This is a genomic window from Tenacibaculum profundicola, from assembly GCF_057220795.1.
Genome location: NZ_CM170137.1, coordinates 2,952,423 through 2,973,780, shown reverse-complemented (window position 1 = coordinate 2,973,780; position 21,358 = coordinate 2,952,423). Strand labels below are relative to the sequence as shown.

Here is a 21,358-nt window from a genome sequence, read left to right as displayed (position 1 = left end):
GTATGAAAATTTGTTCATGATCTATTAAATACTAAGCGTTTCCCTTTTATTTCTTCATTAAACACGCCATCCTTATACATTAAATTCCCATTTATAAAAGTGTGTGTAATCTTACTAGAAAATTTTTCCTTTTCAAAAGGAGACCAACCGCATTTATATAAAATATTCTCTTTCTCTACGGTCCATGAATCAGTAGGGTCAACTAACACCACATCTGCAAAAAAACCTTCTTTTATAAACCCTCTCTTGTTTATTTTGAAAATTTTCGCTGGATTATGGCACATTTTTTCAACGGCTTTTTCAATAGATAATACACCTTCTTTTACCTTTTCTAAAATGGCAACTACCGCATGTTGTACTAAAGGACCTCCACTTGGTGCTTTAGTGTATACATTATCTTTTTCTTCTAATGTATGTGGTGCATGATCTGTAGCAATAATATCTATTCTATCATCTAATAACGCTTTCCATAAACCATCTCTATCTTTTTGCTCTTTAACAGCTGGATTCCATTTTATATGCGTTCCTTTTACATCATAATCGGCATTTGTAAACCACAAGTGATGCACGCATACCTCCGCCGTTATTTGTTTCTCTTCTAGTGGGATGTCATTTCTAAACAAATGTGTTTCTTTTTCAGTAGACAGGTGAAAAATATGCAAGCGGGCTCCTGTTTTCATTGCTAGTTCAATAGCTTTTGAAGAAGACAAATAACAGGCTTCTTCACTTCGTATAATTGGATGGTATTTTACAGGAATATCATCACCATATGTTGCTTTGAACTCTTCCGTGTTTTTTCGAATGGTTTCTTCGTCTTCACAATGTACTGAAATCAACAACTTGGTTGAAGAAAATATTCTCTCTAGAACCTCTTCATTATCTACCAACATATTTCCTGTGGAAGAACCTAAAAACAATTTAATTCCTGCTACATTTTTAGGATCTGTTTTTAACAATTCTTCTAAGTTGTCATTGGTTCCTCCAAACATAAAAGAATAGTTTGCATACGACGTCTTTCTTGCGACCTCAAACTTTTCTTCTAGCAACTCTTGTGTTGTTGCTTGCGGAACTGTATTGGGCATTTCAATGAAGGAGGTAATTCCTCCTGCTACTGCAGCCTTACTCTCAGTAGCTATAGTTGCTTTATGTGTTAATCCAGGTTCTCTGAAGTGTACTTGGTCATCAATCATACCAGGTATCAAATATTTACCTTCGGCATCAATAACGATAGCATTTTCAGCTTCAATATTGGTGGCCATTTGTTTGATGTATGCTCCTTCAATTAAAACATCACTCTTAAAAACCTTATTTTCATTAACGACCTTTGCGTTTTTTATTAAGTACGATAACATATTATTTGGGCAATCCGTTTAATCTCATTTTTATAACTCCAAAAAAGGCTTCATAAACAATGCCGCCATTCATTTTGGATTCTCCTTTTGTTCTGTCAGTAAAAATCACTGACACTTCATTTATTTTGAATTTGTGTCTCCACGCTTTGTATTTCATTTCTATTTGAAATGCATATCCTACAAATTTAACCTTATCAAGCTTTATAGTTTCTAGCACTTTTCGTTTCCAACAAACAAAACCAGCCGTTGTATCATTGACATGAATTCCTGTAATAAAACGAACATATTTTGAGGCAAAATACGATAATAGTACTCTTGACATAGGCCAATTCACCACATTTACCCCTATTGAATAACGAGAGCCTACTGATACATCAGCACCCTCTATCGCACAAGCTTGGTACAAACGAATCAAATCTTTAGGGTTATGCGAAAAATCAGCATCCATTTCAATGATATAATCATATCCTCTAGACAATGCCCATTTAAAACCATGAATATAAGCAGTTCCTAATCCTTTTTTTCCTTCTCTCTTTTCTAGGTGTAATTTACCTGCATACTCTTCCTGGAGTTTTTCTATAATTAATGCAGTTCCATCAGGAGAGTTATCATCAACTACGAGTACATCAAACTCCTTTTCTTGGTCAAATGTAGCTCTAATAATAGCTTCGATATTTTCCATTTCATTATATGTAGGAATAATAACTACAGTATCTGAGATCATAACTTTTCATCTAAATAAGGGCAAAGATACACTAATTTATTACTAAATTTGTGTTAATTAAAAGCTCTAAAAATTATCTATTTTGCAAGCAATTGAACTTATTAACAATCATGATAGTTGGTTTACTCTAGTAATTATATTTGCTATTGTATTGCTTGCGATTCTTAAGCTTATAAAAGCAGAGGAGTTCTCAAGCTACTCATCAGCATTCTTTGTTCCAGGTTTTTTTCAAAAAAAAGCAGAAGAACCCATTTCTCTTTTTACACCTTTTAATTTTATCTTATTTACGTTTTGCTCTGTAATACTTTCTTTGTTTTTTTATTCGATATTAGATACATCTATAATAAGCACGCATAATTTTGTTAGTTTCCTCAGTATCCTTAGCGTAATTTTTTGTTATCTGATAGTTAGGTATTGTTTAGATATAATTATTGTTAATACATTAGGAATTAAAAGAAGCATCAATTATTTCTTACATGTGAAATACGGCTATTTATTTACATTGAGTATATGGCTATTACCGGTAATTATTTTGTATAAGTACAGTGTTCACGGCACTCGTTTTCTACTTACTTTCTTCATTATATTGTTTATTTTCAGAGCTTTTTTAATATTATTTAACAACAAAAGCATTGTTATAAGTAAGTTATTTTATTTTATTTTGTACTTTTGCACACTTGAAATAGCACCGCTATTGATTCTTTATAAAACAACAACTACATAAAGAGAAAAATTTATGAAAGTGAAAACTATTTTAGTGTCTCAACCAGCCCCGAAGACAGAAACTTCTCCTTATTTTGATTTGGCAGAAAAACAAAAAGTGAAAATCGATTTTCGTTCGTTTATTCACGTTGAGGGCGTACCAGTAAAAGAGGTAAGAGCCCAAAAAGTAGATTTAAACAATTATTCTGCGATTATTTTAACAAGTAGAAACGCTGTTGACCATTTCTTCAGGATTGCCGAAGAAATGCGTTTTACCGTTCCAGACGCCATGAAGTACTTCTGTCAATCAGAAGCTGTGGCATATTACCTACAGAAATACGTGGTTTATAGAAAGCGTAAAATTTACGTGGGTAACAGAACATTTCCTGAGCTTACAAAGCTCATTAAAAAACATAAAGATGAAAAGTTCTTACTGCCTTCTTCTGATAAATTAAAAGCATTGATTCCAGAAGAGCTTAATAAATTGGGAGTTGATTGGAAACGTGCGGACTTGTATAGAACTGTTGTAAGTGATTTATCTGATTTAGAAAACGTTTTTTATGATGTATTAGTTTTCTTCAGCCCTTCAGGTATTGATAGTTTGTTTCAAAATTTCCCTAACTTTAAACAAAATGATACAAGAATAGCAGTTTTTGGAAATTCAACGATTAAAGCTGTTGAAGACAGGGACTTACGCGTTGACATTGCAGCTCCAACACCTGAAACGCCTTCAATGACTATGGCCTTAGAAAGGTATATCAAGGATGTAAATAAAAAATAATGGTTTATAATTAATAAAGCATTGGTAACCGCTAAGATTTTCTTAGCGGTTTTTTTGTAATAATACCATTTGCCATTTGAATTTACTGGTATTAACCGTCAGTAAAGTATATAATTTTTCTATCTTTAGAATTCATTTTTCAAAAATTGAAAACCTCTAAGTATACAAGAATGTCTTATGAATAACTATTTAGAACTTATCAAAAATTCCTATACCGGATATTGGAATTATCTAAAACAATCTGTGTTGTTCGAAATTCACTGGGATAATTATTTCTATGGCTTAATTTTGATCTCATTAATGGTTTGGGTTCTTGAATTATTATTTCCTTGGCGCAAAGACCAATCTATGTTTAGAAAAGACTTCTGGTTAGATACTTTTTATATGTTTTTTAATTTTTTTCTTTTAAATCTTGTCGTACTTATTGCACTATCCAACACCGCTGAACAACTTTTAAAGGACACCTTAGCGCTCCTAAACTTATCTGTAGCGAATTTTCAATTGATAGATATAGATAGTTCTCCATACTGGCTACGAATTCTTTTATTCTTTATTGTTCTTGATTTTATACAATGGTTTACCCATACTTTATTACACAAATATGATTTCTTATGGGAGTTTCACAAAGTACATCATTCTGTAAAAGAAATGGGGTTTGCAGCGCATCTTCGTTACCACTGGATGGAGCCAGTCGTTTATAATTCCATGAAATATATCTCTTTAGCCATTATGGGAGGCTTCACTGTACACGATGTAGCCATTGTGCATTTTTTCAATATAGCTATCGGCCATCTTAATCATGCCAATATTAACTGGGATTACGGTTTTTTAAAATACCTTTTCAATAACCCCAAAATGCATATTTGGCATCATGCCAAAGAACTTCCCTCCGAAAAAAAAAACGGTGTGAACTTTGGTATCACTTTAAGTATATGGGACTACCTTTTTAAAACAAACTACATTCCATATAGCGGACGTGATATAGAAATTGGTTTTGACGGTGATGACGTATTTCCAAAAAGTTTTATTGGCCAAGAATTATATCCTCTAAAAAAATAACAACTATATATTATTGTATTTCCTCTAAAAATTATCGATAAAAAACAATCTATGTCTAAAAATTTGGTGTTAATATTCACGAGAAACCCAGAACTTGGTAAGGTAAAAACACGTTTAGCGAAAGCTATTGGAGATGAAGCCGCTTTAGAAATCTATAAATTTTTATTGAAGCACACCCAGAAAGTAACCCAGCATGAACCTTTTGATAAAGCAGTGTATTATTCTGTAGAAATTCGTGACAACGATCTTTGGGATGAAAACATATATCAAAAATTCACTCAAAAAGGAAATGAGTTAGGAGAGCGGATGCAAAATGCTTTTGAACAAGCCTTCAAAAATCACTATCAAAAAGTAGTAATTATTGGAAGTGATTTATATGATTTAAAAGCTTCACATATCCATGCTGCTTTTAAACAATTAGACGCCAATGATGTGGTAATTGGACCCGCTGAAGATGGCGGTTATTACTTGTTGGGCTTGAAAAAAACATGTCCGAAAATTTTTAAACACAAAACTTGGGGAACCTCTTCGGTACTGCAAGATACCCTGCAAGATTTAGAAAACGTTTCAGTACATTTGTTAGAAACCTTAAATGATATTGATGTATTCGAAGACATTAAAAACATCTCAATATTCGATCAATTTTACAACTAAAATCCATCATGAAAAAGCTACAACTGCAAGAAACTAAAACATATCTTCAAGATCAAGGCATTACGAATCCACAAATCGGTATTGTATTAGGAACTGGTTTGGGAAAACTAGTCGATGATATAGACATAGAAATAGAAATTGCGTACACTGATATTCCTCACTTTCCACAAGCCACGATAGAGTTTCACTCGGGAAAACTAATTTACGGAACACTTTCAGGGAAAAAAGTTCTCGTTATGTCAGGACGTTTTCACCTGTATGAAGGGTATAACTTATGGGAAATTACCTACGGAATACGTACCATGCATCAATTAGGCATTACAACCCTATTAATTTCCAATGCCGCAGGTGCTGTAAATTTAAATTTCAAAAAAGGAAGTCTTATGCTCATAGAAGACCATTTGAATTTACAAGGAAGTTCTCCTCTTGCTTTTAAAGGGGCTGGTGAGTTTGGTGATTTGTTTGCCGACATGTTAGAGCCCTATTCAAAAGAATTAAACACTAAAATGAAAGCAATTGCCAAACAAAACGACCTAGATTTGAAGCAAGGGGTATACGCAAGTGTTACTGGACCTCAACTAGAGACAAGAGCTGAATACAGAATGTTACAAATTCTGGAGGTTGATGCTGTTGGCATGAGTACAGTTCCTGAGGTTATCGTTGCAAAACATTTACAGCTGCCTTGTGCAGCGGTTTCTGTTTTAACAGATGAATGTGATCCTAAAAACTTACACCCTCTAAATATTGAAGAAATTATTGAAGTTGCAGGGAAGGCAGAACCTAAAATGATTACCTTATTTACAGAATTGATAAAAACAATATAAAACCATTTAAACCTGAATTGTGTATTGGAACTTAGAAATAAGGCTTGAAACCGCAATAAAAACAATGGTTTTCTTAATTTTAGTATAAAAAATCAAAAAAAGCACCGAAGTGTTTCGTTTTAATATTATTTCAGAAATACTAAATTGTATAAGGCTTAATTCGAGTTAAAACAACGCGAGGTTGTTTACGAATGAGATTGCGATTAATTTTCATTACGAGCGCTAACAAATTAATTAAAATATGAGTTATTTAGAAACGACAAAAAATGTATATAAAGAAGCAGCATTAACTCCTGATGTAGGCTTATGTTGCACCACCAACCCTATTTGGGAATTGCCTGGGTTAAAAATTCCTCGTATCATGCAAGAAATGAACTACGGATGCGGTTCAACGGTGCACGCTCGTGATTTAACCAACAATCCGAAAATTTTATACGTCGGTGTTGGAGGTGGTATGGAGCTATTACAGTTCTCTTATTTTTCTCGCCAAAAAGGAGGGGTAATTGGGATTGACGTGGTAGATGAGATGCTGGAAGCTTCTCGTAAAAATTTCGTTCAGGCCGAAGAGCAAAATGATTGGTTCAAGAAAGAATTTGTTGACCTACGAAAAGGAGATGCTCTAAACTTACCTGTAGACAATAATTCTATTGACGTAGCCGCCCAAAACTGCTTGTTTAATATATTCAAAACAGATGATTTAAAAAAGGCCATTGCTGAAATGTATCGAGTTCTAAAACCTCATGGTCGTTTGGTAATGAGTGATCCAACTTGTGAGCAAAAGATGAATCAAACCCTTCGTGATGATGAACGCCTGCGTGCCTTATGTTTAAGTGGAAGCTTACCTATAGCCAAGTATGTAAAAATGCTTACGGATGCAGGTTTTGGAACGATAGAAATTAGAGCGAGAAAACCGTATCGCATCTTAGACCCAAAAAACTACCCAACAGAAGAATTGATTTATATAGAATCTATTGAGGTAGCTGCGATAAAAGATCCGATGCCAGTGGATGGACCTTGCGTTTTTACAGGCAAAGCTGCTATTTACTATGGAGATAACGATTTTTTTGATGATCAAAAGGGCCATACACTACTAAAGAATCAACCTTTAGCAATTTGCGATAAAACCGCAAAAGCATTGAGCGATTTAGGAAGAAGTGATATTTATATCAGTGAATCCACTTTCCATTACGATGGTGGTGGGTGTTGTTAAAACTATTTCTAAACGAATACTGTTGGTTATGAGGTAAGATATATAGGTTATTAACTGAGTTCTCTCAATTACTATATAGATACAATGTCCATTCTTCGGTAAACCACCTAGTAGTTTCCTTACGACAATGCCCATGTTTACCAATGACAGCTTAGGTAAATTAACATCACAAATGATATAAAGCATTAAAAAGCTGTAGGATGAGGCAAGAAACAAGAGAATATTGATAGTAAATCTTTAGGTCTAATAGACTATATAGAGGTTAAAATCAGTATTAAATGAATACTGTTTTTAACTCGAACCCGAGTTAGAACAACAGCATTTAATACCGATCTATAGGTAAAACAACTCAATCATCTCCTTCCTGTCGTGATTGTATTTCACCTATAGACGGTATCTACCATAAACAATTATAGTTGTTAATTAACATCAGAAATAGGATAAAATAGCTACGTCATTTGCTTGACTATCTAGTAAACTCCATCACTGCTTCTACCTTCATCGTTGTAGAAATCCCCGAATCATCTTCCGTTTCATTTGTAGAAATGCGAATACGTAATGTAGTATCGGTTAACTCTTCAATAGTAGCCTCTTGAGCAACATTCGTGTTGACTATATCTACAGGAAGTGCCACTGTATACACCGCCCCTGAAAACGTTAAAACATTTCCATCTCTTGACCAATCACAAGAAGACTCAAAATTACTTATACTCATTGTTTCTGTACCAGATACCCCAGAAACAACACTTGTTACCTCAAGATCGTAAGATGCCGACGTTAAAACTATATTGGGGTTCTCAGTAAAAGTCATTGTGCTATTTATATTTGTGCCTTTTCCTGTAAAGTTGGCACTATAAATAATCCCTAGACCGCTCACCGTAGTTTTACCGTCATATTTGAACGAAACCATGTTCCAAGTACCTAATAAGTCACCACTAGTATCACTTAACTCTTCATTTTTACTACACCCCACTAACAAAACCGCCAAAAATAATACGGTTAACCCATACAAATTCCTTTTCTTCATATCTAATATTACATTTAATTTACTTTTATAATTCTGACCCTATATGAAATACCTGTTAATACTACTTCTTCAACATCGCAAAATAGTATGGTAATTTAATTATCCGAAATTTCAAAATACATTTTTTCCAGATAGGTTTCACCGTTATCAAAAGATCTTTCTACAGTTAATGATTCTCTAGTAATATCAGAGATTTTAAACAATGATTCAGAGAAAATCCCTGTATTTACCATATTTTCTACTCGGATAATTCCTCCATCCTTATCTTCCCAACTCCAGTCTCCTGTTCCTTTTACTTCTACTCCAAAAATAGAGTACTTTTGTTGGTAAACTCCATTACTTTTGAAATAGATATCCGCATCAATATTCGTTGAATCATACCACCATTTATCAAAAATAGTCGTGATATCTACTGGGCCTTTAAGTTCTTCATCGTTACCGCTACAACCAACAAATAAAACTGCCAAAAATAATACGGTTAAACCATACAAATTCCTTTTTTTCATATCTAATATTACATTTAAAATTTACTTTTTCATTACAGATCTTTTTCCTAAACGCCTGTTAAAACTCCTCAATCTTTTAAGACTAAGAAGATTCAATTTATATCTACATTTACCCCACTTACGCTGTGTCGTCGTCAAAAAAAATCAAACGACCCTATAGTAAAGTGCAAATACCCAAATACTTTTTGATTATAGCAAAGCAATTTTTTCCATCTCATTATTTTCAGACACCTTTAAAAAACACCTGTCGGTAGCTCTCATCTTGTATGGGCTTCTAAAAATATATTTCTATCATAACAATCAACACCATAAATACATAGTTATCAAAACTATACATAGGCAAACGTACAATTTTTTATTGGAAGTAAACATACTTTAACATTAATTCGAGCAAAAAACATGTCTATAACCAGGAAACAACTTCACTGATTTTCAATTTATTCCAATGTTTGATTGTTGAAAACTCTTTTTTCCATTTTGTTTTTGGGATTGGTATAGATTATACCATTCTGACTACCGTTTTTATAATATTTTGAAAAACAGCGGTTAGGGATTCTGGTTTTGGGATGTATTTTTTTCCTTTTTCCTTCGCAAAACGTTAGCTTAAAGAGATTAATTTTTTTTCGAAATGGAAGGAATTGCTAACAACATTAGTCCAATTTTCTAAGTGCTTCTTTTATATCCGACAAATACAATTCGTCTTGAACTTCATTATAATGATCTTTAAGTGCATAGCCTCCATTAAATACCTCTAATGATTTATGGAAGTTAAGCTTGGAGCTATCACGGAGACCCAAATCCAAATAAACCAATCCCTTTTGAAAGTATGCTTCTGGTGACATGTCGTAACAAAATTGTAAACAAGCATCAAAATTTTTTATCGCATTGTCTACATCTCCTTTCTCTTTGTAAATTATTCCTTTATACAAAAACAAATTATGGTTTACCAAAGCGGAATCTTTCTGTGTTTTTAAACTTTTATCAAATTCTATTAATGCGAGATCGTGTTTTTTCAAACCCTTATAAGAAAGCCCTAAGAGATAATGAATATTTTCACCCCAAGGAGCATCCACAAAATCAGGCGTTAAACTATCGAGCCTTTTGAGATCTGAAATACAACCTTCATAATCCTTAAGTTTAACCAATTTTAACCAACCACGATACCCTAATTGCAATTCTGGGTTAAGCTCAACTGCTTTGTTTAACCATTTAAATCCGCTTTGATAATCGCCTCTTTTATTATAAGCAACGGATTTTTCAAAATAAGCATCCGAGTATGCTGGATATTGAAAAATTAAAATATCAAACAATTTTTGAGACAACAAGCTTCCTTGTGAATGTTCAGCAATCTTAAATCGTTCTTCTTTAGGAGAAAAAAACAGAAAATAGCAAATTCCTAAAACACGAACAACGAATAGTGCCGATAGCACTGACTTTATGATTAATACTAATTTTTTCATAGCTAGAAAACATCTATTATTATTCCTTTATTTATTTTAAAATTAATCTGAAAATAACTGTCCACTCCCTTACCACTTTTCAATTTACCAGCCTCCCAGTCTTTTAATCTTAAAATGCCCTTTTTAAGTTTTTCAACCTCCTTTTTGTTAAACGATGTTTCCGAAAAATCGTTGCGAATCTCTCTTATCCGAAACCATCCTGTTTCTCCCTGACAATTTATTATAAACCTAAAGGTAATATATCCTGATTGTTTATCGAGTTGTAAATTTTCTTGTTTTAAAGTACCTAAAAGATCTTCTCTCATTCTCTTTCTACCTCCTAGATATGAAGTTTTCACCGAATAATACTCAAAAACCTTGTCTGTATTACAAACCTTAAAAGTTGGGCTATCTGTACGTTTATCATAGATGATTTCTCCAACACTATGAGTAACTAAATGATTCACCCATAAGGTGAGTGATAAAAAAATCAAGAAGCTTATCCCTAAAATTATATTGATTCTTTTCTTCATTGCTTTAAATTTATTGTTCTCGAATCTTAGATCCTTTTACCATTGCTTTTAAAAATACAGCTTTTCTACAAAAACTACTCAGTTCTGCATATTTATTTTAATAATTCAATATCAAAACCTATGATATCTCTAATACCTCTTTCCGCTAAGTCAATAGGTTCAATAGGGGTAACGTAATGCCACAAGTCGTTACCAAACGTTTTTTCTTCACCAGTGTCTGCTTGAAATGCGAACTCCCCCATTTCCAATTCTCTATTAAAAACAAGCTCCTTTTTATTGTCTATTTTCTCAAATATTTGAGTCTCTCCACCAGTACAATTTTTTCTATTCACTACCAACGCAGAAATAATATACTGTGCACCGTCTTCATGCATTCCTTCGGGAGAGTTTTCTCCTTTAATCACTCCTTGTGTTATGGTACGCATAAAATGACTCGTAATCTTTAATTGTTGTATTTCAGGATGGATCCTTGCCACTAATTCAAAGGCTTTTTGTAACAGTTGGTAAAACAATTCATTTTCAACTGCCTTATTTGATGCTTGTGTAAACACGCGTTTCCAGCTTCTAAAATCATCAACATTTTGCTCAAAATTACTTGGTTGATTACGCTGAATTTGGTAAGTGTTGTTACACTTTTCTATGGTAAATGATGCAATACTTCGCTGTCGTGTAACGGTTGATGCTCGTTTAAACTCATCTTTTTGACTGAGATTTAATCTATCGATCCATGGTTGTAATACCTCAATTCCAACCTCTCCTTCAAAATACGGTTTATGGTGTTTTTCTAGGATCATTTCGTCTTCTGGAAAAAGATTTTTCAATAGTAGTATTTGATTTTTTTTCACCAAATAGACATCATCATCTAATTCTTCAAATAACGGCTGAAAATAGTTCAAGAAAACTTCCTTATTTATAGTTAAATCTGTGATACTTCCGACACGAATAGGGGATTTAATTTCTCTGTTTATTCGCCTCGATATGTTTTTTTCTGTAAGCATTTCCAAGTTTTTTTAGTATATAATCAACACAGGCTGTTTTATTTAATAACCAATAAGCATAAGGTATTGTGATAATTTGTGTACGTGTTCGAAACAAGGTTTTATATTGTTCAATTGAAAAAGATTTCTCCATTTCTCCTGGATACCCAATTAAATCAATACAAACGGTTTTATTATTATAGGACAACACAATATCAAAAAAGTAACCTGCAACAGCGTGATTAAAAAGTATCTCTTTTTTATTGACCCCCAAGGTAATTAATTCTCCAAATACCTCTTCGGCAAAATTATCGACAAAGTAATCTTCATTTTTAGGAAGATTACTTTGTTTTGATCTAGAGAAGTAATCTATTAATAAATGGTTATTACTAAATTTCTTTGGGGAAAAGGAGTAGTACAAGTTTTGTTTAGATTTAGCTCTAGTTATACTAACATTAAATACATTTTCCCTATTCAAATATTGAAAAACTGTACTATTAGTATCATTATCTATAACCAATGAAATAAACATTATATCTCTCTCTTCTCCTTGAAAATCAAATGGAGTTCCAACAGCAATCTTATGTTTTTTGATGGCTGTTATGTCAAACTCTTCTAACTTTTTCTTTAAGTAATTTACTTGGTCTCGGAAAGGAGACAATATCCCTATACTTGTACAAACAGTAGTTTCAAGTTCTTTTTCATTATCCATAACTTTTTGTATGTCGTATAATAACAGCTCTGCTTCTTTACTATTATATCCTTGTTTATCTTTTACCCCATTTGTTACATGCCAATCAATTCCGTTATTGGTATTATGTATTTTTATACTAGACATTATTTTTAGTTTATTATCATAGAACTTATGATTACTATAACTTATAATGCTTGGGACACTCCTATAATGTTCATCTAAAAAGAATAAATTCGCCTGTGAGTTTACCTGTTGTATAACATAATCTAAAAAACTATGTTTCCTGTAATTTAAAACGTCTACATCATGAATTAATCCAAGTTGTGTAGCGGTATTTTCCATAGCGGATTGTGATAAAAAGGATACGTGCTTTAATTGCTTAGGATCTCCAACTACTATTACTTTTTTTGCTCTAGCAATAACAGGAATCATGGTAGCAATATCACTTTGAGAAGCTTCATCAATAATTACCACATCAAAAATATCATTTTTCAAAGGCAAAATACTGCTAATGTCCGTGTTTTTGGATATCCAAATTGGTAAACATTCCAATAGATATTTAAAGCTAATTGATTCAAATAAACGCTCTTTAACCTCTGGATTATTTGATTTTGCTAGCTGCAATAAGTCTTTAAACATTTTTCTATTATAGTGAATAGCCTTCTGATTCTTATAAGACATTGTATAACTAACAATCTTCTTTATCGTTGTATTTCTTTTTTGAATATAATTATTTAAAAGTTCTATGAGTTGCCAAAAAGGCACTTCCTTTAAGATTTTGTTGGAAATATATGTTTTCTTTATTCTTTTAAAGAAAGAGGGATTATAGTCTAAGAATAATTGGGCGTTTTCAATTTCTTTGGTTTCTCTTCTTTTAATTTCCTCTTCAATTTCTTCAATTTTTTTATTAGTTTTTAAAAATTCTCTTTTACAATAAGAAATTGTTTCTTCATTGATATTTTGACGGCTAGAAAAATTTAAAATGGATTCGAGTTTTTTTCTCAATTTAGCTTTATAACTCCTACCAGTTCCAACTCTTATGGATAAGCCTTTAATCCCTAAATCGTTTTTAATTTTATCATTTACTACATCTACAGCTTGATCTGATTTAGAACAAATTAGCACACTTTTATTATTGTAAACTAAATCTATAGCTAACGAAGCAATGGTATATGACTTTCCTGTCCCTGGAGGCCCAACTACAACGGTAAATGGAGCTTTTGATTTTGCCTCATGAATAATAGCACTTTGTGCCGTACTCAAATTGGAGGGAACATAAATCATCTCTTTTTCATTGTATTTAGACGTGTGATAAACTTCGTTTTTATTTCTAGAAAACAAGGCTTCTAATGTACTATTATATAAATGATCTTCTTTTATACGATCAATTTCAAACAGTACATCTCTACTAGATTTTGTTTTCTCAACAACACCAATAGCAATGGCGTTATGAACACACAATTCTTCTAATTTATGTCCTTCTTTCAGCGTATTTTTATCACATAAGCTTGGTAAATCATCCAATCTCTCCCCTTTTATAGAAATATATTCTTTTAGTATGCTAACCAGTTTGAGAATGTCATCTTTATTCAATATTTCTTTTGTAACTAACTTCTTTATCCGAATAACAAAAGAATCATCTAGGTTAAAATTCTGTTTTAGCAGACTTAAAAGCGCTTCATTAATTCTATTCCCATCAAAATGATAATCAAAGTAATAAACACCGTCCGCATTAATTTTTAAGTCTACAGGAGTCATTATAAGTGGTGCACAAATAGCTCTTCTTTTTCCCAAAAAATTAAGTTTTCCTGTTACGAAAAAACTACCTGTAACTAATGTTTTATCCTTTTTATGTATTTCCAAATATCGATATAAATCTTCTCCTAAGTCAAAATCAAGAAGTGTTTCTTCCTTCTCTTTTAAAACACGGTCTAACTGTTGAAAGTACAAACGTTTATATACACTAGAACCAAAAAAATTTAGTATATCACTATCTTTAAATTCTTGTTTATAACAATTTTGGTAATACGAAATAACTTTTTCAATATACATCATAGGCTTAATTACTACTCTTCCTTTTCTTGAAATTGCAAATATTTTTCTACTGTTTTATTAACTGGTGGTATGTCTTCTTCCGTAATTGTTTTTAAAATTTCTATTGTAATAGGACTCACACTTACAATCCGATTGGCTTGGTATTCGATGATCTTTTCAAATAAGTTTCTGGCAACTCTGGCGTTTCCGAAATTCTTATCTTTCTTTTCATAAAACTTATCAAAAATAAAATGCAGTTTCTCCTTCGCGTCATCGGTAAGTACAAAATCGTTCTTTTTGCAAAACAATTCAAAAATTCCAATGAGTTCACTTGGTTTGTAATGATCAAAAGTAAAGTAGCGATTAAAACGCGATTGCAACCCGGGGTTGGAAGTGATAAAGTCTTTCATTTCATCAGGATATCCCGCAACAATAACCACCAATTCTTTTCGATGGTCTTCCATCTTTTTTAATAAAACTTCTATAGCTTCATTACCAAAATCTTGCTTGTTATCTTTTGCCAATGCATATGCTTCATCAATAAACAATACTCCATTTAAAGAGGTGTTTACTATTTCTTCAACTTTCAATGCTGTTTGACCTACATAGCCTGCTACCATTCCACTACGGTCGGTTTCTACTAAATGACCTTTTTCTAGATATCCTAAGTGTTTGTATATTTTTGATATTAAACGGGCTACCGTTGTTTTCCCTGTTCCTGGAGGTCCCATAAAAACGGAGTGCAATGAATTGTTTACCATTTTTAAACCTTCTTTATCTCGTAGCTTTTGAACTTTCAGGAAATTTGTTAGCTCCTGAATTGCATTTTTTATAACATCTAAACCTATGAGTTCGTGCAACTCATCTAATACATCTTGTAAGGTTTCATTCTCATCAACTTCCGTTTGCTTTACTCCCTTTAATTCTTGCTTGGGATGTAATACACTATGGTTAATTTGCTTTAGTGTATTTTGTTCTTCTTCTGATATGGTTCCGTCTGCTTTGGCAATTAGTGAGGCTATTCGGTAAAGAAATGCTCCTGAATTGGTAAAGTGTTTACTGTTGAGTTTTTTTAAGATGAGTGGTAATAAAAATTCATTTTTATAGTTGTCTCCTAAATCAAATAATGAGGCTTTTTGAATGATTTCAATATTCTTATCAAAGCTATTTGAGGTAACAAATGTGTTGATACGTTCTATGGTTAGACTGCTGATGATGTCGTTTCCTTGTAGTTTTTCAAACAAAAATGCCAGCAGAAACTTTACTTTTAGAGTTGAGGCTTCATCGTTCGTATCATGCAATGCATAGGTTTTATTATACACCTTGATGATGTCTTGTAAAATAACATGCTCTGCTTTAAACTCAATGGCATTGTCACTTTTTTGAACGATGGTATTGATCACCTTAGAAAAATGATTATTTTGATTTAAATCTTCTGCCAGTTGTTGTATTTTATCGCCCTCTTCTTTTAATATTTCTAAAAAGTCATGGTCAATGGCATAATCTTTATCTGAGCTTTCTTTTTGATTTACAAATTCCTTGAATTTATTGGTGAAATAGTCTAAATTCTTTTTCTCTTCCTTTTGTTGCAACTGCAAAGCCTCTACCAATTGCTTTAGCATTGCCATGTGTTCCTTAGGGAATTTAGTAAAAAACGAATCGGTTAATGATGCTCTTTCTAAAGGCCACACTGAATTTGAAGTATGGATTTTTCCTGAAGTAACTATAACATCTATTTCAGTACTTTCTTTTTTAGAAGAATACAATAATAACAAGTCTTCTTCCTTTAATTGCAACGTAGGAAAGGTACTTGATAGTGCCAGTATTTTTATAGGGTTTACTGTTTTTCCTTTAAAGAAATATACTTGATCTTTTGCTTCTACTTGCCTAAAAAAACGATCAATAAGTTTATAGTGTTTTGCGTTGTACATAGCTGATTTCTTAGTATTAATCTTTTAACTCTGATAGAAATAATTGTTTTAATGTATTTCTCTTATCTCGGTGCTTTAATATATTTTGGAGCCATATTTGAGGTTGGTCAGTTGAGCTTTTACTGGTTCTATTACTATATTCTTTGAATTCTAAATAATCATACCAGTTTTTTTTATGGATTTGTTGAAGTGCATACACAGCAACCTCTCCGACAGTAGCCGTAAAAAACGGGCAGGTATGCACTTTTGTCGTCTTTTTATCTGATAATTTTGTCACTAAAAAATGTGTCAGATCATCTTTATGAATTATTGAGAATGATTTCCAGTTTTGACCACTAAAAAAAAGCTGTGGTATCTCTTTTTGGTTTTTTTCTAGATACTGTTGCCCACGTAAACAACCTCCTTGATCGAATACCAAATTATTCCATTGGTCTACTATCAAATTCATTTCGTTATCATTTTCAAAATCAGATATCTCTTGACATACTGTACTATTTCCAAAACCTATAATGAGCAACCAAAAAGCTGCAGATTTAAATCTCAACAACATCTTAATTACCAGCGTCTATCTGCATCATCGCATCTTCAACATGGTGTACTAATTCATCAAAATGAGCCAATCTTTTCGTTTCTCTAGAACGATTGAAAGGTAAATCGACATTAATGTGTTTCACAAAATTAGACGGTGCGTGCTTCATTATATAGATATCGTCAGCTAAATACACCGCTTCTTGAATATCATGAGTTACAAACAAAATAGTAGGGCTAAATTTCTCCCAAATACCAATTAATAGGTCTTGCATTTGCAAACGTGTTTTTACATCTAAAGCTCCGAAAGGTTCATCCATCAATAGAATTTCGGGGTTCGACATTAGGCTTCTTGCAATGGCAACTCGTTGTAATTGCCCTCCTGATAAGTTAGGGTATTGGGCGTATTTTTTTTGGTGTCCATCCAAGCCAACCAATTGAATCATTTCCATGGCTCTCTCATCTCTTTCTCTTTTAGAGATCCCTTGAAACTGCAATCCTAACCCCACATTATCTAACACCGTCATCCATGGCAAGGAAGAATATTGCTGAAATACCATACTTACTCTATTCTCTTTGCTAACAGGCTGACCTTTTACCAACACCGTTCCCGAAGTTGGTTCTTGCAATCCTGCGATATACCGCAATACTGTTGATTTTCCACAGCCTGACATTCCTAAAATTACGGCAAACTGCCCCTGCATTGGTTTATCTTCAATCAATAAATCTAGGCCTTCGATAATTTGAGTTTTCCCGTTGTTATAGGATTGATCTATATTACGTAACTCTATAATATTCCCTGTATGCGGGTTATCTAAAAATTCTAATGCCATAGCTAATGTTTGTTTCCTTTATTTATGTGTTTAAATGGGAAAAGTATTTTGTCTATCATAACAAATAACCTGTCTTGCAACACCCCGATAAGTACAATAATTATTAAAATAGCAAACGCTTTATCTATTCTACTTTGCCTTTTTGCCATCCATATTAATTCACCAATTCCACCACCTTTATTCAACATCTCTACAATGGTAATATAGGTCCAAGAAATTGCGGTCAATACACGAATATCATCAATTAGTTTAGACAGTACATAAGGAATGTATACTGTTTTAATTGTTTGCCAAGGTGACGCTCCGAGAGTAAATACAGTATTTAAATATACTTTTTGCACCTCATCAATACGTTGTACTACCACAGGTATTAAATACACAATAATTCCGAATGCCAGAAAAGACACTTTCATTTGACTTCCCAAGCCCAACCACATAATAAATATTCCTGTTACGGCTGTAAGCGGGATAAAACGGTAGGAGTCTATTATTTTACTAAACAGACCTCTAAACAAGGGTATTAGCCCTAATAAAAACCCGATAGGAATAGCTACTAATATTGCCAATAAATACCCTAATAAATTTAGCTTAATAGAGAAAAAAGTATTTCCTATTACATCATCTTCTCTATTCAATTCTGGAAATGCCTTGATTACTTTTATCGGCGACGGTAATAAAGGGTATACCTTATTTTTTATCAATCCGTACTGATTAAGATCTTCTTGACTTAAAACCTCCAACTTACCATAATTGGCCACTAAAGTAGAATCACTTTCATAGTACAATTTATTGTCTTCTTTTAAGGACGATATGCGAATGGATTCATTTTGTGTTACCACTGTTTTCGATAAGACTTCAGCTAATAAAAACCACAATAAAACAAGAATTACGCTTCCCAATATGGTAAGCGTAATTTTTTGTTTAGATTCAAGTTCTCCTCGCAACTCGAACAATTTTTTAAAATTGCTATTCATTAGTCAACTACTAATTCAAAATCAGTTCTTCTATTCTTAGCTTTACAGTTGGCATTCTGATTGCCTTCGCAACCAGCCACTGGTTTATCAGGTCCATTACCAATTATAATGAATCTGTTTTTAGGCATACTGTGCTCTGTAATTAAATAATCAGCTACGGATTGGGCTCTTTTTTTAGATAAGGCTACGTTAGAATTTCGGTTTCCTACATTATCTGTATTTCCTTCAATTCTAATACGTGCATTGGCAAAAGCTCTGGCAATAGGCGTAAATTGAATATCAATTAACTGCTTGGCATTTTCCGTTAATCGGTATTCTCCAGTTCTGAAAGAAATTCTCACTTTTTTAGAAGAAAGTGATTCTTTTTTTGCTAAATCATCATTGACTGCTGTAAATTGCTTTTGTTTTTCAGCGTTGTGATTTGGACCTGCTAATGATTTTGTTCTCGATACTAAATCTTTTGTCGACAATAATCTCCAACTTTTTGCACCAGCCGTATTATAACCTAAATCATCGTATTTCACCTTCATTTTATTGTACAAATCTTCTCCAGTAACTCCGTTATAACTTTGATTTAACCCAAAGAAATTTAAGTTATCTCCATGCGTTGCTAAACGCACATTATTGATAGCATCATAACAAAAGTCTTCCGGTAAGGATAATCCTTCTGCCAATATTTTCGTTGCTTTTCTTTTATTAGTATCCGAATTATTTAATTCAGAAGCACCAATCATCCAACCTTCATATAATTCACGCAGTTGATCTTTATGAGTTTCAACAAACTCTTTTTTCGCCACAAAAACGTCTGCAATAATATGGGTAGCATTTTTCGTACTTTCTAATACGCGTGCCCCAGCAACTTTACTTACACAATCTGCATCATCCGGACTCCAAACTACTGCTGCATCAACAGTTCCACTTTTAAAAGCATCAGCTGCATCAATAGCACTTGGTACCTCTACAATAGTTACCTGCTTCGCGGTAATATCACCCGCTTCTAGCAACCATATTAAAAAAGAGTGAGAAGGTGTCATTGGAGCTACTGCTATTTTTTTACCTTTCAGATCACTTACCTTATTAATTCCTCTTCTCGCCACGATGGCATCACCTCCACGACTCCAGTCTGCCTGAAACACCACTTGTGGTTGATATTGTGATAGGCCTTCTACTTCTGTTGGAAAAGCATCAATAGTTGCCCACATTAAATCGATAACGCCATTTTTAAACGCATCTCTAGAAGCATCAAAATCATCAATTACCGTAAAGTTTACTTTAAACCCGTAATCTTTATAAAACCTTGAAGCTGTATTCGCTTCAAAACCTTCATTAAAATATTGACCCGCAGCATAACCTCCCCAAGTCACAACCCCAATATTCAATACATCTTTGTATCCATCTTTCGATTTCGCATTTGACATTGATGTAACTTCGTTAATTCTTTCTTTTACCTTCGGGTCTCTTAATTTATTTAATAAGTAATATACCCCTCCAATTATTACTAAAACAATTAGTATTTTTGATAATGGAGTTAACCTTTTTCCTGCCATAATTTATAGTTTGATTTGTTGTTAAAAATTGAATAAATCTGAATATTGATTATCTTGATTATTTCTATTTTGTTTTAATATTGGCGCATCTAAATCAACACTATGACTATCATTTACCAAAATATCTTTTTGATTTCCTAAGATTAAAGAAACCCCCTCTTTTTCCCATTTTTCAAGTAGTTCTAAACCTTCTTCTTCGAAAATTCCGTTTTGTAAGTCGATAGAGTCCATAAAATTATTCGACATTTCCATGAATCGCTCCATTTCACCAATTTTCATACTAACATCATCTGCAATAGCTTCCAATGCTCTATCAAACATTTCCTTTTTATCTGAATTTCCCGCAATAATATCCATCGCTGATTTCATGGCGGAATGACTGGCTCTAATGGCTTTTCTTTCTTGCTCTTTCACCATTACCTGATCTTCGATATCTTCTACTAAAATTTCAGAATTTTCGTACATTTTTGTCAATACTCGATATAATATCTCTAACTTTCGATAAAGCTCATCCAATCGCAGATTAGACTCTTTTAATCGTCCTGCTTTTCTAGACTTCAGAATCATAATTCCTTTCTTATCCTTCTGTTTTGCAGCATTAGCTAGCTTTAAATTGCTATTAATGTTTTTCTTGTTATCATTTATAATTTGTTGCAATCGACGCATTTGACCTTTTAAAACTGCAATTTGTTTATTCATTTTCTTTAAATTGCTTTTTAAATCGTCTATATAGCTTTTCAAAATACCAATAGGGTCAATTTGAATAAACAAACCAGTAATCCAGCGCATAAATGATTTATACATATAGAAGATTAAGTTCCGCATTTTAGGATCTAATATCATGTAAATCAACGCCCCTAAAACTGCTAATAGAACGCCCAGATACAAGGTGTTTTCAACAATAGTAATGAGATAAGGCAACACTTTATACAATCCATACAAGGCACCTGCTCCTAATAATCCAGTAAACAACACACCGGTTTTACCTTCTGGTCTTTCCCAAAAAGATTTTGGCTTTAAATTTTCCAT

At 32.8% G+C, this 21,358-nt stretch carries 20 protein-coding genes; 6 read left to right on the top strand and 14 right to left on the bottom strand.

The features are described 5' to 3' along the window. Positions 1 to 14: 14 nt before the first annotated feature. On the bottom strand, positions 15 to 1,352 hold the full coding sequence (locus tag AC2TDS_RS12785) for a dihydroorotase (RefSeq protein WP_484735968.1): 1,338 nt from the start codon (positions 1,350 to 1,352) through the stop codon (positions 15 to 17). A 1-nt stretch (position 1,353) separates the two neighbouring features. Beyond that, positions 1,354 to 2,073 (bottom strand): polyprenol monophosphomannose synthase, encoded by a 720-nt coding sequence (locus tag AC2TDS_RS12780; RefSeq protein ID WP_484738951.1) that lies wholly within the window; start codon positions 2,071 to 2,073, stop codon positions 1,354 to 1,356. Positions 2,074 to 2,158: 85 nt separating this feature from the next. Between AC2TDS_RS12780 and AC2TDS_RS12775 the strand changes: the two genes are divergently transcribed. The 6 genes from AC2TDS_RS12775 (at position 2,159) to arsM (ending at position 7,306) form a co-directional block, all read left to right on the top strand. Continuing rightward, a complete protein-coding gene (locus AC2TDS_RS12775; protein WP_484735967.1) occupies positions 2,159 to 2,800 on the top strand; it encodes a DUF4271 domain-containing protein in 642 nt (213 codons plus the stop codon). A 12-nt stretch (positions 2,801 to 2,812) separates the two neighbouring features. After that, on the top strand, positions 2,813 to 3,559 hold the full coding sequence (locus AC2TDS_RS12770; RefSeq protein WP_484735966.1) for a uroporphyrinogen-III synthase: 747 nt from the start codon (positions 2,813 to 2,815) through the stop codon (positions 3,557 to 3,559). A gap of 177 nt (positions 3,560 to 3,736) precedes the next feature. Continuing rightward, entirely contained in the window at positions 3,737 to 4,618 is an 882-nt protein-coding gene (locus tag AC2TDS_RS12765; RefSeq protein WP_484735965.1) for a sterol desaturase family protein, read from the top strand. Between the two features lie 51 nt (positions 4,619 to 4,669). After that, complete coding sequence (locus AC2TDS_RS12760) at positions 4,670 to 5,272, top strand: TIGR04282 family arsenosugar biosynthesis glycosyltransferase (protein ID WP_484735964.1); 603 nt, start codon at positions 4,670 to 4,672, stop codon at positions 5,270 to 5,272. A gap of 8 nt (positions 5,273 to 5,280) precedes the next feature. Further along, on the top strand, positions 5,281 to 6,096 hold the full coding sequence (locus AC2TDS_RS12755; protein ID WP_484735963.1) for a purine-nucleoside phosphorylase: 816 nt from the start codon (positions 5,281 to 5,283) through the stop codon (positions 6,094 to 6,096). A gap of 241 nt (positions 6,097 to 6,337) precedes the next feature. Beyond that, a complete protein-coding gene (gene arsM / locus AC2TDS_RS12750) occupies positions 6,338 to 7,306 on the top strand; it encodes an arsenosugar biosynthesis arsenite methyltransferase ArsM (protein WP_484735962.1) in 969 nt (322 codons plus the stop codon). Between the two features lie 466 nt (positions 7,307 to 7,772). On the opposite strand, the gene AC2TDS_RS12745 is transcribed toward arsM, so the two are convergent. The 12 genes from AC2TDS_RS12745 to AC2TDS_RS12690 form a co-directional block, all read right to left on the bottom strand. Next, positions 7,773 to 8,333, bottom strand: coding sequence for a lipocalin family protein (locus tag AC2TDS_RS12745; protein WP_484735961.1), 561 nt, complete (start codon positions 8,331 to 8,333; stop codon positions 7,773 to 7,775). A gap of 95 nt (positions 8,334 to 8,428) precedes the next feature. Beyond that, entirely contained in the window at positions 8,429 to 8,839 is a 411-nt protein-coding gene (locus AC2TDS_RS12740; protein ID WP_484735960.1) for a hypothetical protein, read from the bottom strand. Between the two features lie 650 nt (positions 8,840 to 9,489). Then, complete coding sequence (locus tag AC2TDS_RS12735) at positions 9,490 to 10,299, bottom strand: tetratricopeptide repeat protein (RefSeq protein WP_484735959.1); 810 nt, start codon at positions 10,297 to 10,299, stop codon at positions 9,490 to 9,492. Between the two features lie 2 nt (positions 10,300 to 10,301). Continuing rightward, positions 10,302 to 10,811 carry a hypothetical protein gene (locus AC2TDS_RS12730; RefSeq protein ID WP_484735958.1) on the bottom strand — a complete coding sequence of 170 codons (510 nt, stop codon included), beginning with the start codon at positions 10,809 to 10,811 and terminating at the stop codon, positions 10,302 to 10,304. A gap of 92 nt (positions 10,812 to 10,903) precedes the next feature. Next, the gene (locus tag AC2TDS_RS12725; protein WP_484735957.1) at positions 10,904 to 11,809 is read right to left on the bottom strand and encodes a 2OG-Fe dioxygenase family protein; all 906 of its coding nucleotides are present in this window, start codon (positions 11,807 to 11,809) and stop codon (positions 10,904 to 10,906) included. After that, complete coding sequence (locus AC2TDS_RS12720) at positions 11,763 to 14,537, bottom strand: AAA domain-containing protein (RefSeq protein ID WP_484735956.1); 2,775 nt, start codon at positions 14,535 to 14,537, stop codon at positions 11,763 to 11,765. Before AC2TDS_RS12720 ends, AC2TDS_RS12725 begins: the two co-directional genes overlap by 47 nt. Before the next feature lie 11 nt (positions 14,538 to 14,548). Then, a complete protein-coding gene (locus tag AC2TDS_RS12715) occupies positions 14,549 to 16,447 on the bottom strand; it encodes an AAA family ATPase (RefSeq protein ID WP_484735955.1) in 1,899 nt (632 codons plus the stop codon). Between the two features lie 16 nt (positions 16,448 to 16,463). Further along, positions 16,464 to 16,991 (bottom strand): hypothetical protein, encoded by a 528-nt coding sequence (locus AC2TDS_RS12710; protein ID WP_484735954.1) that lies wholly within the window; start codon positions 16,989 to 16,991, stop codon positions 16,464 to 16,466. Positions 16,992 to 16,998: 7 nt separating this feature from the next. Further along, entirely contained in the window at positions 16,999 to 17,808 is an 810-nt protein-coding gene (locus tag AC2TDS_RS12705; RefSeq protein WP_484735953.1) for an ABC transporter ATP-binding protein, read from the bottom strand. Positions 17,809 to 17,810: 2 nt separating this feature from the next. Then, entirely contained in the window at positions 17,811 to 18,782 is a 972-nt protein-coding gene (locus tag AC2TDS_RS12700; protein WP_484735952.1) for an ABC transporter permease, read from the bottom strand. Next, entirely contained in the window at positions 18,782 to 20,329 is a 1,548-nt protein-coding gene (locus AC2TDS_RS12695; protein WP_484735951.1) for a phosphate ABC transporter substrate-binding/OmpA family protein, read from the bottom strand. Before AC2TDS_RS12695 ends, AC2TDS_RS12700 begins: the two co-directional genes overlap by 1 nt. 21 nt (positions 20,330 to 20,350) lie before the next feature. Continuing rightward, on the bottom strand, positions 20,351 to 21,358 hold the full coding sequence (locus tag AC2TDS_RS12690; RefSeq protein ID WP_484735950.1) for a PspA/IM30 family protein: 1,008 nt from the start codon (positions 21,356 to 21,358) through the stop codon (positions 20,351 to 20,353).